Here is a 14,461-nt window from a genome sequence, read left to right as displayed (position 1 = left end):
CATGTGGTCCGACATGCGTTCCGCCAGTGCATATCGGCCCGTGGTTCCCCTTGGTTCGGCGTTTTCGGGGTGTTCTTGTGCGTGACCGGTTTCGAGACCTAGAGGGCCCATTGGCCGTCAGGAAAAAGGACGTGGTATTGATGGCGACTGTCAGCAGTTTTGAGAACCTGTCTCATCCGACACGGTCCGAACTGCGCCAATTCGCCGAGCTTTTCATGCCGCTATTCCAGGCCTCCTCCGATGAGGCCAAGCGCCAAGCGGTCGCGGCGCTCTCCCAATGCGCAAACATGCCGGCAGCCGTGGCGCTGTTCATCGGCAACCAGCCGATCGAGATCGCAGCCCCTTTTCTTGCCGCCTCCAAGGCAATTGCCGACGACACGCTGATTACCATCGCGCGCACGCAGGGTGCAGCGCATGTCAGGGCGATCGTCAGCCGCGATTCACTCTCGCCGAAGGTCATCGATGCGCTGGTGGCGCTGCGCCAGAGCCAACCGCGGCCGGCGGCCGCGCCAGCGCCAATCACAGAAGCGCAGACGGTTGCGCTTTCGCCGGCGCCGACCGAGACCACTGAGGCGGAGGCGCTACAGGGGCAGAGGATTGCCAATGAGGAGGCGCTGCGCGAGCGTATCCTCGGTCTTGCCGGTCATCTCGGCCGGGCCGACGAGGACAGGCTCGGCCTGCGCACGCTCACCGATATTCAGGAGGCTTTGCTGGTACGCTTCGCCCGCTCGCGCGAGGCGACGCATTTCGCAACCGCGCTTGCCGATGCGCTGTCGGCCAGCCGCTGGCTTGCCGAGCGCATCATGCTCGATCTTTCCGGCCAACAGCTCGCGACGACGCTGACGAGCCTCGGCATGGGCTTTCTGGACGCCGTCTTCGTACTCGAGAAGCTCTATCCACACCTTGCCGAACAGCAGCACAACGTCACACGCGGCTGGATGGTGCTCGATGCGCTCGATCCAGAAGAATGCCACGAACGTGTGGACGCCTGGCGCCGCGCCGATCGCTACACCTATAAGCCCGAAGTGGCTAATGCGCCGGCGCTCCAGGAAACGGAAAACCACCGCTTCATCCGACAGTCACCGCCGCAACGCGACTTGCGTGTCCTCGGACGGCGATCGCGCTGAGCTGACAGCCTCGGTCATTCGGCTCGGCTGTCAGCCATCTTTTGCAAGCGGGAGCATGTCTCCCAATTCCTCCGCCTCCAGCTCGACGATCCAGAGATCGGGGTCGAACCTGCGTTCGCGCTCCAGCATGGCACGCACCGCTTCCGGATCGCTGCGCGACAGGCGGATTTCGAACAGCCGGTCGCCGGCCTCGCTCTCGCCGAAGGCGGTCTGCGGCGCTGGCGCATAGAGCGTTTCCAGGCCATCGCGGAAGTGCTGGAGGATGAAGATCGCACCCGCCTCCTCCGCACCCTTCTTTTCGACGGCGGCAAAATCGCCGCTGGCGAAGACGCGGCGCAGGAGTGCGGAAACGAAGATGTCGGCGCGTAATCTCATCGGGGCGGTATAGACCGGGGCGCGGACGGCGGCAATGCGGCGATCGCCGCAATTGGCGGTGTTCCAGACAACATCGCCAGGCCCCTGAGGCTGCGAGAGTTTCCGGTCATGGTAAGGGCGGTTTCGAGTTTAAATCGCGCCGATTTCCTTGAGTTTTTTCAGAACCGCCTGGTTTGGCTCGCCATCTTCGAGCAGGTTGTAGTGCTTCTGGAAATGGCGGATGGCCGCGCGGGTCTGCTCGCCGGCGACGCCGTCGACGCCGACATTGGCATAGGCCATGTTGGAAAGACCCTTCTGGATCTTCAGCACCAGGTCGACATTGGTGATTTCGCTTGATGGAACCTGCTTTGCGGATGACGAAGCGGTTCTGACGGTCTTCTCGGCGCTGCGGATCGCCGCTGCCACCGGGTCTTCCGCCGCCGCCTTCGAGCTCACATCCTCGGGCGGCTTTTCCGCGGGCACGGTCGATGGGCCGGCGGCATCGGTCTTCAGCGCCGCCAGTACCCCGGGTGTCGGATCGCCGGTCTGGACCATGCCGACGGTTTCCTCGAAGAACAGGATGGCCGCACTGGTGCGGGGGCCGATGACGCCGTCGGGTATGCCGTTATAGAGGCCACGGCGCACCAGCTGCTGTTGGATGTCCATGACAAGTTGGTTCGGCTGCTGGCCGGGCGCGGCAGGCGCCGGCGTTGCGTTGGTGGTGGTCGCGGTATCCTCCGGCCGTTCGATCCGGAAGGTGGTGACGTCGCCCTGCTGCTCCTCGGCTGGGCGGCGGGCGCCGAGCACATTTGGAGACTGCGGATCGCGGGTGCGGAAAATCGGATGCGGATGCAGGCCCGGCTGATACCAGAGCGCGTTGGCGGCGACGAAGGAGAAGATGACGACGAAGGTGATCGTGCCGCCGGCAACCGAAGGATTGCGGCCGATGACGCCGCCGAGCACGGATGCGCCCTGCAGGCTGAGACCGCCCAGGGCGGCGGCACCTGACATCAGGAGGCCCGGCTGCTGCCGTCCCCTTTTTCCCTTAGGCGATTTTCGCTTGCGCGCGGCCATCGAAACGCCCCTCCCCCAGTTCTGCACCTGTATGGACCGCGCCCTTCAGCCGCGGCGGGAACTCGACAGTCGCGCCATGACCGGCGTCTTCGGCGCACACGGCGCCCGAGCCGTCCACCGCGATCTCGATGGTGATGATCGTGCCTTCGCCGGGCTGGCTGGCGATGGCGAAATGCCCGCCATGCAGCGCCACCAGCCCCTTGACCAGGGAAAGACCAAGGCCGGTGCCTTCGAAGCGGCGGGTATAGTCGTTCTGGATCTGGACGAAGGGCTGGCCGAGCAATGCCAGCTTGTCGGCCGCAATACCGATGCCGGTATCGCTGACCGTTAGCTTGAGGATGCCGTCGCGCGCCGCCGCATCGACCGAGACGACGCCGCCTGCCTCGGTGAACTTGATGGCATTGCCGACGAGATTGATCAGGATCTGCTGGATGGCGCGCTGATCGGCGACGATCTCGCCGAGACCGCGCTGGATACGGCTGGTCAGCGTCAGGCCCTTGGTCTTGGCCTGCAATGCCAGCATCGATTCGCAGGATTTGACCGAGCTTGATATATCGAAGGCATCGAGGATCAGCTCGTAACGGCCGGCTTCGATCTTGCTCATGTCGAGCATGGTGTTGACGACGGACAAGAGGTGCGCGCCGGATTCGCGCACAAGGCCGACATATTCGCGCTGGCGATCGTTTTCGAACTTGCCGAAATATTCTCCGATCAGGATGTCGGAAAAACCGAGAATAGCGTTCAGCGGCGTGCGCAGCTCGTGGCTGACGGCGGCGAGGAAGCGCGATTTGGCGTCGTTTGCCGATTCGGCATCGGCGACGCGGTTTTGAGCCTCGGCACGCAGCTGCTGTTCGACGGAGACATCGTGCAACTGGGCAATGACAGCGGCAAGTTCGCCATCGGCGTCGCGCCGGGCCGTCATGTCCATTCTGAGATAAGCGAACTGGCGTTGATCACGCGCGACCGAGGGGCGGTCGATGCGCAGATCGACGCATTGAGCATCCTCGCCCCGGCGCAGGCCATCGAGCGCCTGCAGGAAAAGGATGCGGTCGGAGACATGCACCTGTTCCAGGAAACCCCTGCCCTTGGGATCGCGCATCCAGGCGAGAAAATCGCGCCGGTCACGGCCGCCGACAGTCGCCACGCTGCCATGCGGGTCGAGGAAGAAGACGAGGCCGGGGGTGGCGGCAAGGAAGAAATCCTCGGCCGATTGCGTCGCGATACCGGCGGATGAGCCCTGACGGGCGAGCGCGATGCTGCCGACGGCAGAAAAGAGAAAGGCAGCGCAGACCATGGCGACACCTGCCGGCAAGGCGACGGCCGGACTGGTGACCGCCGAGAGGCCGACAGGAGCGGCAATAAGAGCGGCCGATGAGAACAGCACGAGGCGGCGCAGGATCGCGAGCTCGCGTTGGCGCACGGCTTCGCCGCCGCCCGTCCGGGAGAGCCAGCTTGTCGCCGCCCGGTCTACGAGGGCCGTCACCCAGCCGCCAATGTTACTCAATACACGCACGCAATACCCGCCCGAAAGGCTGTCTATCGATCCGGACAATAGGCCTTGGCGACTTAAAGAAAGGCTAAGGCAAAAGCGCTGTTCACAGCCCGAAACCCCCGAAATTCCCGTTTTGAAGCATCTGGAAGGCTCTTTGCCTTTTGTGGTTAATAGCAGGTAAGCGACGGATTTTCCTCATATTTCAGCATTGCATTAACTCCTGTGGCAAGGCGAGCCGGCAAAAGCCCTGCAATTGCAAGCAGGTGCTGCCCTGATGCTTAACGGCGATCGCTCGCATTCGACTAAAATGTCCGTCAAATACCGTTCGCTAAAATTTGAACTAAATTTGCCGCAAATGCCCGTGAGTTTCGAAAAGCGGCGTTCGCAACTTGGCGGTAGGGTGAAAACACACCGGACAACCGGCCTGATTCGGCGACAAGAACCGGACGGGAAAACAGGATGGGCAACGACAATGTGGTTTCTGATCAAAGGATCCTTCTGGTTTGGCCTTGTGCTCGTGCTTCTTTCCGTCTTCAGCACGGAGAGTTCCGACAAGCTCGCCAACGGCCCGCAATTGCAGCTTTCCGACGCGTTTACGGCGGCAAGCGGCGCCTATGACTATCTCACAGGCATGTGCTCGGAAAAGCCCGAGGTCTGCGCCAAGGGCGCCGAAACCGCCACGGCGCTCGGCTACCGGGCCCGTGAAGGCGCTCGCGTCGCCTACGAACTTCTCGACAGCCAGTTAAAGGACGAGGCGCCGGCGACCGCAAAGCGCGCCGAACCGCAGGTGCCGGTGGCGCTCAACATGCCTTCGCTGGCCGCACCTGCAATCCAGGAAAAGCTGCGTGAGGCAAAGGCCGCGCTGAACCAGCCGATGCCTTACCGGCCGCCGGTCGAGGATGACGCCTCTGCCGAGACCGTTGTCACCGGCGCGATCCCGCTACCCACGCCGAAGCCGGCGATCTGATTTTTCTGAACTTGCATCGGTAGTCCGCATGACGCGGAAATGCCCCATGCCTGACGTGCCTGCCCTGTTTAATTCAGCATGTTGCTGCGCCGTGAGGATGCCCATCCCTCGCGGCGTTTCTTTTTATCTTTGTGTACGCAATTCCGGACGAAAAACCGCTTCGCACTTTTCCCGGAATTGCTTTAACGGTTCAAATCCGCCGATCTTTCACCTATATGCACATCTAGAGCATTTCCTGACGCATTCCGGACCCGAACCGCTGCGCAGCTTTGTTGGAATTGCTTGAATCGTGAAAGGCTTCTCCATGGCATCCCTCGACCAGATCATCGACGACTTCGCCTTCCTGGACGATTGGGAAGACCGTTACCGCTATGTCATCGAACTCGGCAAGGCGCTGCCCGACCTGGCCGAGGAGAAGCGTACGTCCGAAAACAAGGTAATGGGCTGCGCCAGCCAGGTGTGGCTGGTGACGCATACGACAGGCGATCCCGACAACCCGGTGATGAGCTTCGAGGGTGATTCGGACGCCCATATCGTGCGCGGCCTCGTCGCCATCGTGCTCGCCACCTATTCCGGCAAGACGGCATCCGAGATCGCCGGGCTCGATGCCTTCGAGATTTTCTCGAAGATCGGTCTGGTGGAGAACCTGTCGTCACAGCGCTCGAACGGACTGCGGTCGATGGTCAACAGGATCCGGGAAGAAGCAACGATTCGCGCCGCGGCTTGAAGTGTTTGACGGGCTTTGCCAGATCCCGGGCCAAGCGATTCGCACAGCGCCGGCTCAGCGGATCAGTATATTAACACTTGCTGATAGTACAGGAATACAGTCTGCGGCCGCCAGCGAAGCATAGAGCAGCGCCCCCGCCTCGAGCGCATACAGAAAAGCCGGGCACAAGACCCGGCTTTTGTCGTTGGTGGCTTTCGAAAAAGCTCAGCCGCGGCCGCGCTTGCGGCGCTGACCCAGGCCCATCTCCTTTGCCAGGCGCGAACGCGCTTCGGCATAAGCGGGCGCTACCATCGGGTAGTCGGTCGGCAGGTCCCACTTCTCGCGGTAGTCTTCCGGCGAGAGGCTGTGATGCGTCATCAGGTGACGCTTGAGGGACTTGAAGTTGCCGCCGCATTCCAGACACGTGATCTGCTCGTCCTGTACGGACTTGCGGACAGAGACTGCAGGCTTCTGTTTTTCGACGATGGCCGCAGCAGGCTGCGGTACGGACGTGTTGCTCAGTGCCGAATGCACGTCGGAAATCAGATTTGCCAAGTCGCTGACCGGGACAACATGGTTGCTGACATAAGCCGCGACGATGTCGGCCGTCAGTTCCACAAGCAGCTCCGGCGCATTGCCGGTCGCCATTTCCGTCATATTTTTTCTCCTGTTAGCATGCTCAAACGGCCTTTGACTGTTACGTCAAAGACCCGCCTCGTAGAAGCGAACAGCAAAAGCACATGACCGACCTTCTGTTTCGAAAAACGCGAAATCCACCCCTAGATTCCGAAGAGCGAGACCTGTTCTTATACTGCCTGACTGCAAACCACTACGTCATGCCCCAGGCGATGGCCGCAGTTTAGACATAAAAAATCAAAACTGAGGGACTTGGAAGCAGTACGATTGTAACTCACAATCAGAACTCTACTTGCATTTTCAAATAGCATCGTTTGGCCAAAAGGCCAATTATTATTTGTCGTTTTTCTTGAGAAAAAATGACAGATGAAGAATTAAGGCACCCACGGGCAAGATTTACTCACAGGTTCCTGTGCATAAGTTTTGCATAAATCTGGTAAAGCAGCACACAGCATAGGCTCAGCGCTTGTGCATATCGTCGCGGACCGAAACAGCCCCGAGCTCATATCCCGAGAGGTGGGCGGCTCTGGCCAACAGATGGGCAGAGACCGGCGCCGTCAGCAACAGGAAGACGAAGCCGGCAATGGCGCGGACGAGAATCGCCAGGTCCTGCGAATAGAGACCGGCGGCAAGGAGCAGCAGCCCGGCGCCGACGGTACCCACCTTCGAGGCCGCGTGCATGCGGGTATAGAGATCGGGCAGCCTGACCAGGCCGATCGCCGCCGAAAGAGCAAAAAACGCACCGGCGATCAGCAGCAGAGCGACAATGGCCGCCAGAATATAATCGATCATCGCTTCTTTCCTCCCGCATGACGCCCTTTCGCGCCGGTCTTTACCGGAGAGGCAGATGCCGGCGATTTGATGTTGCCGCGCGACAGCACGAATCGGGCGAAGGCGACCGTCGCCAGGAAGCCGACGAGGCCGAGCGAGATGGCGATATCGATATAGAGCGAAAAGCCTGTTTTGATCGCGATGACGGCGATGAAACCGATAGCGATGCCCGTCAGCATATCGAGGGCGAGGATGCGATCCGGCAATGTCGGGCCGGCAACGACGCGCCAGACCGTCAGAATCGACGCCAGGCCGAGGATGACAAGGGCAGCCGAGGATGCGACCGCGATAATGGCGGCAGGTGTGATCACCGGAAAGCCTCCATGATCTTGCGTTCGAAACCATTGGCGATATCCCGCCTGGTTGTCTCGGGATCGGAGCAATCGAGCGCGTGGACATAGAGCGTGCGGCGATCGGTGGAGACATCGACCGAAAGCGTGCCGGGTGTCAGGGTGATGAGGTTTGCGAGCAAAGTGATCTCGAAATCACTCGTCACCGTCAGAGGGAAGGCGAAGATGCCCGGCTTCAGCTTCATATCAGGCGAGAGGATGGTGAGCGTGACTTTCCAAGCCGACAACGACAATTCCTTCAGGAACAGAGCGGCGAGCGAGAGCACCAGACGAGCGCGGCGCAGATATCCCGTGCCGCCGAAAGGTTCGCGGATGACGGCCAGCGCCAGGGCGCCAAGCAGGAAGCCGAAGACGAGATTGTGCAGCGAGCCGCTACCGGTAACGGCGACCCAGGCAATGGCAAGCAGCAGGTTGAAGAGAAAGGCGATCACCGCGCGTCTCCGGGGAAGACCGAATGGAGATAGGCCGCTGGATCGGCAAGACCGGCAGCGGCCGATTGCGACAGCGCCAGCAGCTGTTCCGGCAGGATGCCGAAGCCGATGGTGAGCGCCGTTAATGCCGCCAGTGGCAGGCCGGTGCGCCATCTGGCCTCGGACGGCATCAGTTCTACCGGCGCCGGGCGCCAATAGGCGAGCAGGAAGAGGCGGCCGAAGGCGATCGTCGTTAGAAAACCGCCGACGAGGATTACGGCCGCCAGCCACCAGTCACCGAGATCGAGCGAGGCCTTGACGAGAATGACCTTCGGCCAGAAGCCGGAAAAAGGCGGTAGGCCGCAGGCGGCAAGGAAGAGAACGAGGGAGAGCGCGGCGAAGGCGCCGCTCTGCCGATAGAGCCCGCCGAGCTCGGACAGTAAAAAGCCACCGCCACGCCGAGCGATCTCGCCGGCAGCCAGATAAAGCGCCGTCATCAGAACCATGGAATGGAGCGCATAGAAGACCGCGCCGCTGACGCCGTCAATGCCACCGCCTGGGCCACCGCCTGGGCCGCCGCCGGGGCCACCAAGGGCGACGCCGGCGAGCATGTTGCCGATGCCCGAGATGACGACATAGCCGAACAGCCTGCGGATATCGTTTTCGGCAAGGGCGCCGAGAGCGCCGACGACAATGGTCGCGGCGGCGGCAAGCGCGATCACCAGGCTCAATTCCTGTCGCTCTACCGGCAGCAGCATGACCATCACCCGGATCAGTGCGTAGATCCCGACCTTGGTGAGTAGGCCGGCAAACAGCGCGGAGACCACGATACGCGGCGTATGGTAGGCGGCGGGCAGCCAGAAATTAACCGGGAAGGCTGCCGCCTTCATGCCGAAGGCGAGCAGGAAGAGGCTGGCCAGGGTCATCAGCGGCGCGGTACCGCGCAAATCCTTCGCCCTTGCCGCGATATCGGCCATGTTGAGCGTACCGAAGGCAGCATAGAGGATGCCGACGCCAATCAGGAACAGCGTCGTGGCGATGAGGTTCAGCACCGCATATTTCAGCGCACCGTCGATCTGTTGACGTTCGGAGCCAAGGATGATCAGGCCGAAGGAAGAGATCAGCAGAACTTCGAACCAGACATAGAGATTGAAAACATCGCCAGTGAGAAAGGCGCCGCTGACACCGGCCATCAGCAACATGAGCAGCGGAAAGAAACCGTACCGCCGGCCACTTTCGCCGATATCGGCAAGCGCATAGATGCCGGCGGCAAGCGCCACAAGGGCTGCGGTGAAGGCCATCAGCGCACCAAGGAGATCGACAGTGAAGGCGATGCCGAAGGGCGGCAGCCAGCGGCCCATGACCATGGTGAGCGGCCCTTCGGCCGAAACCTTGGCGAGCAACGCCGCATCGATCAGTGCCAGCATCGCAAGGCCTGAGATGGCGAGCCATGCCTGCAGGCGGGGATGGTTGCGCAGCATGAGCAGAACAGCACCCAGCGTGATGCAATGGGCGACCGGCAGGATCACCAGCCAATGGCCGATGGGAACCGGGGCGGTGATCAGGGCGGCGGCGAGATCGACGGTGGAGGTGGGAGCGGCCATCAAGTACGGCCCTCGGCATCGCAGGGGGCGTACCGTGGCGCACCCCCCTCTGCCCTGCCGGGCACCTCCCCCAAAAGGGGGGAGGTCGGCAAGACGCGCCCGCTTCCCGATATATTAATTGCACCCCCATCCGCTTCGCCCATCCCAGGCATCTGACCATGGTGAGATTTCGCCCCCAGCCGATCTCCCCCCTTGTGGAGGAGATGCCCGGCAGGGCTGAGGGGGGTAATCACCGACACCGACATCCGCCTCAATACCCCAATGGCGGCAGCGGCCGGTCGTCGGGCTCGGCGGCGCGCATTTCGCTGGTGTCGTCGGTGCCGAGGTCCTGATAGGCGCGGTAGGTCAGCACCAGCAGGAAGGCGAGGAAGGAGAAGGAGATGACGATCGCCGTCAGGATGAGGGCCTGCGGCAGCGGGTTGGCCGTGCCGGCAGGCAAGGCGTCGAGACCGGCCGGGATGATCGGCGGCACCCCACGCGTCAGCCGGCCGCTGGTAAAGAGCAGAAGGTTGACGGCATTGCCGAGGATGGCGATGCCGAGCATGATGCTGATCGTGAATTTCGATAGCATCAGATAGATGGCTGCGGCGAAGAACAGGCCGACGAGGATCGCGAGAAGCGGTTCCATCATTCCATCTCCTTTTCTTCCAATGCCACTTCCTTTTCTTCCAATGTCAGGGCGATCGAGGTGATGGCGCCGAGCACGACGAGATAGACGCCGATGTCGAAGAGCATGACGCTCGACAGCGGCACTTCGAGACCGAAGAGGTTCGGATAGATCCAGAGGCCGGTCATGAAGGGAACGGCGAAGAGAATGGAGAGAAGACCTGCTACCGTCGACAGCAGCAGGCCGAAGCCGGCAAGCGACAGCGGATGGAAAAACAGCGCGCGGCGAACGGCGGCAACCCCGCGGGCAATGCCATAGATCGCCAGTCCCGAGGCGGCGATCAGCCCACCAATGAAGCCGCCGCCCGGCTCGTTGTGGCCGCGCAGCAGCACGAAGACCGAAAATAGCAGCATCAATGCGGTGAGGAACGGAGCAACCGTGCGGAAAATCAGGGTGTTCATCAGCCCTCTGTCTCCACCGCAGGGTCATTGGCCGCAAGTTTGCGCTCGGTGCCGGCGCGGATGCGGATCAGTGCAAGGATGGCTAGGCCGGTGACGGCGACGACGGCGATTTCGCCGAGCGTGTCGGTGCCGCGGAAATCGACGATGATGACATTGACGACATTGGCGCCGTGGGCAATCGTTTTCGAATAGGCGTTGAAGAATACCGTCAGCGCGTCGTTGAACGGCACCTGGGTCGCCCGCAGCAGCAGAAGCGTGAAGCCGAGGCCGCAAATGAGTGCAAGCGCACCATCGAAGACCCTGCGACCGAGCGGGCGCCCGTCGGCCGGCAAAAGACGGAGCCTGGTCATGACCAGGGCGAGAATGACCACCGACAGAGTTTCGACCATGAACTGGGTGAAGGACAGATCCGGCGCGCCGAACAGCAGGAAAATGATGGCGACGGCAAAACCCTGGATGCCGAGCGAGACGATCGCCGTCAGCCGGTCGCGGGCAACGAGCACGGCGGCAAGGCCGAAGGTGGCAATCAGCAAAACCGCCCATTCATAAAGCTCGACATCGGCCGGCCAGGCGGGAGGGTGCGGCAGCTCACCGTAGACGATAGGGGGAATGATGAGGATGGCGGCGACTGAGAGGAAGGTGCAGGCAACATAGGTCTGCAGCCGCCCCGGCTGGAGAACACGCATGGTGCGGGCGGCGAAGCGAACAAGGCCGGATATGGCAAGGTCGAAACCGTGATCCGGGCCGCTCCCGGCGGCGCGCAGGAAGACAACCATCAAAAAGCGGGCGCGATCGAGCTGCCAATAGACGCCGATACCAAGCAGCGCGGTCAGGGCGGAGAGCGCCAACGGCCCGCCGAGATGCGGCGTCAGCGAAATGTCGATCTCTACAGGGTCCTGACGGATGGCGGCGGCGATGGAAGAGGACAGGACGGCGTGAGTGAAGTCTGAAAAGATCGCGCCAAGAAAGCCGAGGGAGGCGAGAACGGCCGGGCCGAGCCAGAGCAGCACAGGCGCTTCGTGCGGATGGTTCGGCGTTTCCGCCGGTTGGCCGAGAAAGGGTTTCAGCGATACCGCGAAGGCGACGGCGAACATCAGCGCGTTGCCGAAAACGGTGATTGCGGTGAAGGTCAGCGCGCGGACATCGCCGCCGACCAGGGCCGTATAGATCTCCTCCTTGGCGAGGAAGCCGAAGAATGGCGGCAGACCGGCCATGGAGAACGCCGCCGCAAGCGCAATTACCCATGTCAGCGGCATCGCCCGCATCAGGCCGCGGAGCCTGGTGATATCACGTGTGCCGGTCTCGTGATCGATGATGCCGGCGACCATGAAGAGCGCGCCCTTGAACAGCGAATGCGCCACCAGATAGAGCGCCGCCGCCTCCACCGCATGTTCGGAGCCAAACCCGATCAGCATGACGAGCAGGCCAAGCGAAGAGACGGTGGTATAGGCGAGCTTGAGCTTCAGGTCCGTCTGGCGGATGGCAAGCGCGGTGCCGACCAACAGCGTCAGCCCGCCGAAGAAGGGCAGAAGGATTTCCCAGGCCGGCGTCGCCCCCATGACCGGGTTGAGCCGCATCAGCAGATAGACGCCGGCTTTCACCATGGTGGCCGAATGCAGGTAGGCAGACACCGGCGTCGGCGCCTCCATGGCGTTCGGCAGCCAGAAATGAAAGGGAAACTGCGCCGACTTGGTGAAGGCGCCGCCAAGGACCAGGATGAGAGTGGCGAGATAGAGCGGGCTTTCGCGCACGGCATCGCCAAATCCCATAAGCTGCGACATCTGCGTGACGCCTGAGATGTTCCAGAGCAGCAGCAGGCCGGCCAGCAGGCAGAGCCCTCCCCCGCCGGTCACCACCAGCGCCTGCAGGGCGGCGCGGCGAGCCGCCTGACGCTCGTGATCGAAGCCGATCAGCAGGAAGGAGGTGATCGATGTCAGTTCCCAGAAGATGAAGAGCATCAGGAAACTGTCGGAAACGACGACGCCAAGCATGGCGCCCATGAACAGAAAGATGAAGGAGAAGAAGCGGCCTTGATCCTTGTGTCCCTTGAGATAGCCGCCAGCATATAGCACGATCAGGGTGCCGATGCCGGTGATCAGCAGCGCGAAAGCCAGCGACAGGCCATCGAGGAACCAGGAGAAGGAGAGATTGTAGCTCGGCACCCAGGAATAGCCGCCGGTGACGACCTCGCCGCGCGCAACCTCGGGAACGAAACGCAGGAAATGCAGGAAGGCGAGCAACGGAGCGATCGCCAGGAGCCAGGCGCCGTTAGCGCCGAAGATGCGGATGACGAAGGGGGCGGCAAGAGCGCCGGCGAGCGGCAGACACAGGGCCAAAAATGTCAGAGCCGTGACATCGGCCATGTCTCCTCCTCTACCAGCAACAGACGAAAGCCGGAGAAAACCGGCTGCCCTCTGACTTAGGCGAAATGGTAGAGCGTCTCAAGCAATTTCGATCGGAGGGCGAAGGGGCGCAGCGATGGTGATGGATCAGGCCGCCGATCGAGAACGGCGCGTCAGCAGCCGGGCGACGAAACCGTGCAGGATGAAGATCAGCAGCGTTAGCGGCCAAAGCAGGCAGGCGAAAAGCCCGGCGAGACGATGGAGCGTCAAGCCGTCATGGTTGGCCCAGCCTTCCAACAGCGTGACCGCCAAGGCGGCCACGGCTACGAGGCCGTAGAGCAGGACGATTGCTGCTTCAAACACCAGTGATCCCCAATGCACGTAACATTAACCCTAACAGAAACTCCCTAACGGATGTAAAAGCAAGCGTCTTCCCCCAATTGCGGTATGCGGCCAATCTCACGGCGCGCCGCTCTAGACTTGATGAACTGACGACGGCACACCACATTTCTCGCGAAACGGAACCGCCCCTCGGCGAAAGGAGCATGGCATGTCCGAAACTGCAACCACCGCCAAGATCCATAAGACCGATGCCGAATGGAAAGAGCAGCTCACCCCCGAGCAGTACCGCATCACGCGCCAGCACGGCACCGAGCGCGCCTTCACCGGCCCCTATTGGGATTCCTTCGAGACAGGACTTTACCGCTGTGTCGGCTGTAATGCCCCGCTTTTCCGCTCCGACACGAAATTCGATGCCGGCTGCGGCTGGCCGAGCTATTTCGAAGCGGTGTCGCCGGATGCGGTGACCGAGCATCGCGATACGGCCTTTGGCATGGTGCGCACCGAAATCCGCTGCGGCAACTGCGAAGCCCATCTCGGCCACGTCTTTCCCGACGGCCCGCCGCCGACCGGCCTGCGCTACTGCATCAATGGCCATTCCATGGTGTTCGAGGCTGGGAAGTAAGCGTTCGGCGCAGAAGCCAGCCTTGCCCCTCATCCGCCTGCCGGCACCTTTGTAACTTCCCTTTACCCGCTATTGGCGTAGTACTGCCTGTTGCGGTGGCGGATGGAAGACCGTTGCACCTTTGGGACACCAAGCCCGTGGGAGCCTGGGTCTCCGTCCGCCGTTCCATTGAACCCGAACAGTCGCCGGGGCCGCTTGCGAAAGCAAAGCCCGCTTAGGCAAGGATGGGATCAGATGGAGATGAATGAGGGGGTGGTTGTCGGTATCGATGTTTCCAAGGACCGATTGGACGTGGCGCTGCACCCTTCAGGCGAGCACTTCGCGGTCAGCAACGACCACGCCGGCCTTGAGGAATTAATCACCGGGCTGGTCGCCTCCAGGCCGACGATCGTCGGCCTGGAGGCGACCAGCGGCTACGAGATGTTAGCGGCGGGTAGCCTGTCGGCAGCTGGTTTTGGGGTGGTTGTTGTCAATCCGGCGCAGGTGCGCGCCTTTGCCAACGCGCTCGGCCGCAGGGCCAAGACCGATCCGATCGA

17 protein-coding genes are annotated in these 14,461 nt (G+C 62.0%); 5 read left to right on the top strand and 12 right to left on the bottom strand.

The genetic code is table 11. The features are described 5' to 3' along the window. Positions 1-77: 77 nt before the first annotated feature. On the top strand, positions 78-1,127 hold the full coding sequence (locus HJB83_RS06350) for a DUF2336 domain-containing protein (RefSeq protein ID WP_207583516.1): 1,050 nt from the start codon (positions 78-80) through the stop codon (positions 1,125-1,127). A gap of 30 nt (positions 1,128-1,157) precedes the next feature. Here HJB83_RS06350 and HJB83_RS06345 read toward each other — a convergent pair whose 3' ends face one another. The 3 genes from HJB83_RS06345 to HJB83_RS06335 all read right to left on the bottom strand — a co-directional run bounded on the left by HJB83_RS06345 (position 1,158) and on the right by HJB83_RS06335 (position 4,068). Then, positions 1,158-1,502, bottom strand: coding sequence for a DUF1491 family protein (locus HJB83_RS06345; protein WP_207583515.1), 345 nt, complete (start codon positions 1,500-1,502; stop codon positions 1,158-1,160). Between the two features lie 129 nt (positions 1,503-1,631). Then, positions 1,632-2,555, bottom strand: a complete 924-nt coding sequence (locus HJB83_RS06340) for a peptidoglycan-binding domain-containing protein (RefSeq protein ID WP_207583514.1) — start codon at positions 2,553-2,555, stop codon at positions 1,632-1,634. Beyond that, complete coding sequence (locus tag HJB83_RS06335; RefSeq protein ID WP_207583513.1) at positions 2,527-4,068, bottom strand: HAMP domain-containing sensor histidine kinase; 1,542 nt, start codon at positions 4,066-4,068, stop codon at positions 2,527-2,529. The genes HJB83_RS06340 and HJB83_RS06335 overlap by 29 nt, the downstream gene beginning before the upstream one ends. 451 nt (positions 4,069-4,519) lie before the next feature. Between HJB83_RS06335 and HJB83_RS06330 the strand changes: the two genes are divergently transcribed. Further along, entirely contained in the window at positions 4,520-5,014 is a 495-nt protein-coding gene (locus HJB83_RS06330; protein WP_207583512.1) for a DUF5330 domain-containing protein, read from the top strand. A gap of 304 nt (positions 5,015-5,318) precedes the next feature. After that, positions 5,319-5,741, top strand: a complete 423-nt coding sequence (locus HJB83_RS06325; RefSeq protein WP_207583511.1) for a SufE family protein — start codon at positions 5,319-5,321, stop codon at positions 5,739-5,741. Between the two features lie 204 nt (positions 5,742-5,945). On the opposite strand, the gene HJB83_RS06320 is transcribed toward HJB83_RS06325, so the two are convergent. The 9 genes from HJB83_RS06320 to HJB83_RS06280 all read right to left on the bottom strand — a co-directional run bounded on the left by HJB83_RS06320 (position 5,946) and on the right by HJB83_RS06280 (position 13,324). Further along, a complete protein-coding gene (locus tag HJB83_RS06320; protein ID WP_007626776.1) occupies positions 5,946-6,377 on the bottom strand; it encodes a MucR family transcriptional regulator in 432 nt (143 codons plus the stop codon). 438 nt (positions 6,378-6,815) lie between these two features. Continuing rightward, positions 6,816-7,148, bottom strand: a complete 333-nt coding sequence (gene mnhG / locus HJB83_RS06315) for a monovalent cation/H(+) antiporter subunit G (RefSeq protein WP_207583510.1) — start codon at positions 7,146-7,148, stop codon at positions 6,816-6,818. Further along, complete coding sequence (locus HJB83_RS06310; RefSeq protein ID WP_207583509.1) at positions 7,145-7,498, bottom strand: cation:proton antiporter; 354 nt, start codon at positions 7,496-7,498, stop codon at positions 7,145-7,147. The genes mnhG and HJB83_RS06310 overlap by 4 nt, the downstream gene beginning before the upstream one ends. After that, positions 7,495-7,968 carry a Na+/H+ antiporter subunit E gene (locus tag HJB83_RS06305; RefSeq protein WP_207583508.1) on the bottom strand — a complete coding sequence of 158 codons (474 nt, stop codon included), beginning with the start codon at positions 7,966-7,968 and terminating at the stop codon, positions 7,495-7,497. Before HJB83_RS06305 ends, HJB83_RS06310 begins: the two co-directional genes overlap by 4 nt. Next, the gene (locus tag HJB83_RS06300; protein WP_221115334.1) at positions 7,965-9,551 is read right to left on the bottom strand and encodes a Na+/H+ antiporter subunit D; all 1,587 of its coding nucleotides are present in this window, start codon (positions 9,549-9,551) and stop codon (positions 7,965-7,967) included. The genes HJB83_RS06305 and HJB83_RS06300 overlap by 4 nt, the downstream gene beginning before the upstream one ends. Before the next feature lie 250 nt (positions 9,552-9,801). Beyond that, on the bottom strand, positions 9,802-10,179 hold the full coding sequence (locus tag HJB83_RS06295) for a Na+/H+ antiporter subunit C (RefSeq protein WP_207583506.1): 378 nt from the start codon (positions 10,177-10,179) through the stop codon (positions 9,802-9,804). Further along, positions 10,179-10,619 carry a Na(+)/H(+) antiporter subunit B gene (locus tag HJB83_RS06290; RefSeq protein ID WP_221115335.1) on the bottom strand — a complete coding sequence of 147 codons (441 nt, stop codon included), beginning with the start codon at positions 10,617-10,619 and terminating at the stop codon, positions 10,179-10,181. Before HJB83_RS06290 ends, HJB83_RS06295 begins: the two co-directional genes overlap by 1 nt. Then, positions 10,619-12,982 (bottom strand): putative monovalent cation/H+ antiporter subunit A, encoded by a 2,364-nt coding sequence (locus HJB83_RS06285; protein ID WP_207583504.1) that lies wholly within the window; start codon positions 12,980-12,982, stop codon positions 10,619-10,621. The genes HJB83_RS06290 and HJB83_RS06285 overlap by 1 nt, the downstream gene beginning before the upstream one ends. A 126-nt stretch (positions 12,983-13,108) precedes the next feature. Further along, positions 13,109-13,324 carry a hypothetical protein gene (locus tag HJB83_RS06280; RefSeq protein ID WP_207583503.1) on the bottom strand — a complete coding sequence of 72 codons (216 nt, stop codon included), beginning with the start codon at positions 13,322-13,324 and terminating at the stop codon, positions 13,109-13,111. A 187-nt stretch (positions 13,325-13,511) separates the two neighbouring features. Between HJB83_RS06280 and msrB the strand changes: the two genes are divergently transcribed. Both msrB and HJB83_RS06270 read left to right on the top strand, forming a co-directional pair. Next, positions 13,512-13,925 carry a peptide-methionine (R)-S-oxide reductase MsrB gene (gene msrB, locus HJB83_RS06275; protein ID WP_207583502.1) on the top strand — a complete coding sequence of 138 codons (414 nt, stop codon included), beginning with the start codon at positions 13,512-13,514 and terminating at the stop codon, positions 13,923-13,925. Between the two features lie 234 nt (positions 13,926-14,159). Next, a partial coding sequence (locus tag HJB83_RS06270; RefSeq protein WP_221131449.1) for a transposase occupies positions 14,160-14,461 on the top strand: 302 nt, incomplete at its 3' end.

It is taken from the genome of Rhizobium sp. NZLR11 (genome assembly GCF_019685115.1).
Lineage (GTDB): Bacteria > Pseudomonadota > Alphaproteobacteria > Rhizobiales > Rhizobiaceae > Rhizobium.
This window is presented reverse-complemented; position numbering and strand designations above follow the sequence as displayed.

What these genes read in the sequence shown, in the direction of transcription:
- msrB (WP_207583502.1), top strand. Translation starts at nt 13,512, where the DNA reads ATGTCCGAAACTGCAACCACCGCCAAGATCCATAAGACCGATGCCGAA.
- HJB83_RS06345 (WP_207583515.1), bottom strand. Translation starts at nt 1,502, where the DNA reads ATGAGATTACGCGCCGACATCTTCGTTTCCGCACTCCTGCGCCGCGTC.
- HJB83_RS06340 (WP_207583514.1), bottom strand. Translation starts at nt 2,555, where the DNA reads ATGGCCGCGCGCAAGCGAAAATCGCCTAAGGGAAAAAGGGGACGGCAG.
- HJB83_RS06330 (WP_207583512.1), top strand. Translation starts at nt 4,520, where the DNA reads ATGTGGTTTCTGATCAAAGGATCCTTCTGGTTTGGCCTTGTGCTCGTG.
- HJB83_RS06300 (WP_221115334.1), bottom strand. Translation starts at nt 9,551, where the DNA reads ATGGCCGCTCCCACCTCCACCGTCGATCTCGCCGCCGCCCTGATCACC.
- mnhG (WP_207583510.1), bottom strand. Translation starts at nt 7,148, where the DNA reads ATGATCGATTATATTCTGGCGGCCATTGTCGCTCTGCTGCTGATCGCC.
- HJB83_RS06285 (WP_207583504.1), bottom strand. Translation starts at nt 12,982, where the DNA reads ATGGCCGATGTCACGGCTCTGACATTTTTGGCCCTGTGTCTGCCGCTC.
- HJB83_RS06290 (WP_221115335.1), bottom strand. Translation starts at nt 10,619, where the DNA reads ATGAACACCCTGATTTTCCGCACGGTTGCTCCGTTCCTCACCGCATTG.
- HJB83_RS06295 (WP_207583506.1), bottom strand. Translation starts at nt 10,179, where the DNA reads ATGGAACCGCTTCTCGCGATCCTCGTCGGCCTGTTCTTCGCCGCAGCC.
- HJB83_RS06320 (WP_007626776.1), bottom strand. Translation starts at nt 6,377, where the DNA reads ATGACGGAAATGGCGACCGGCAATGCGCCGGAGCTGCTTGTGGAACTG.
- HJB83_RS06325 (WP_207583511.1), top strand. Translation starts at nt 5,319, where the DNA reads ATGGCATCCCTCGACCAGATCATCGACGACTTCGCCTTCCTGGACGAT.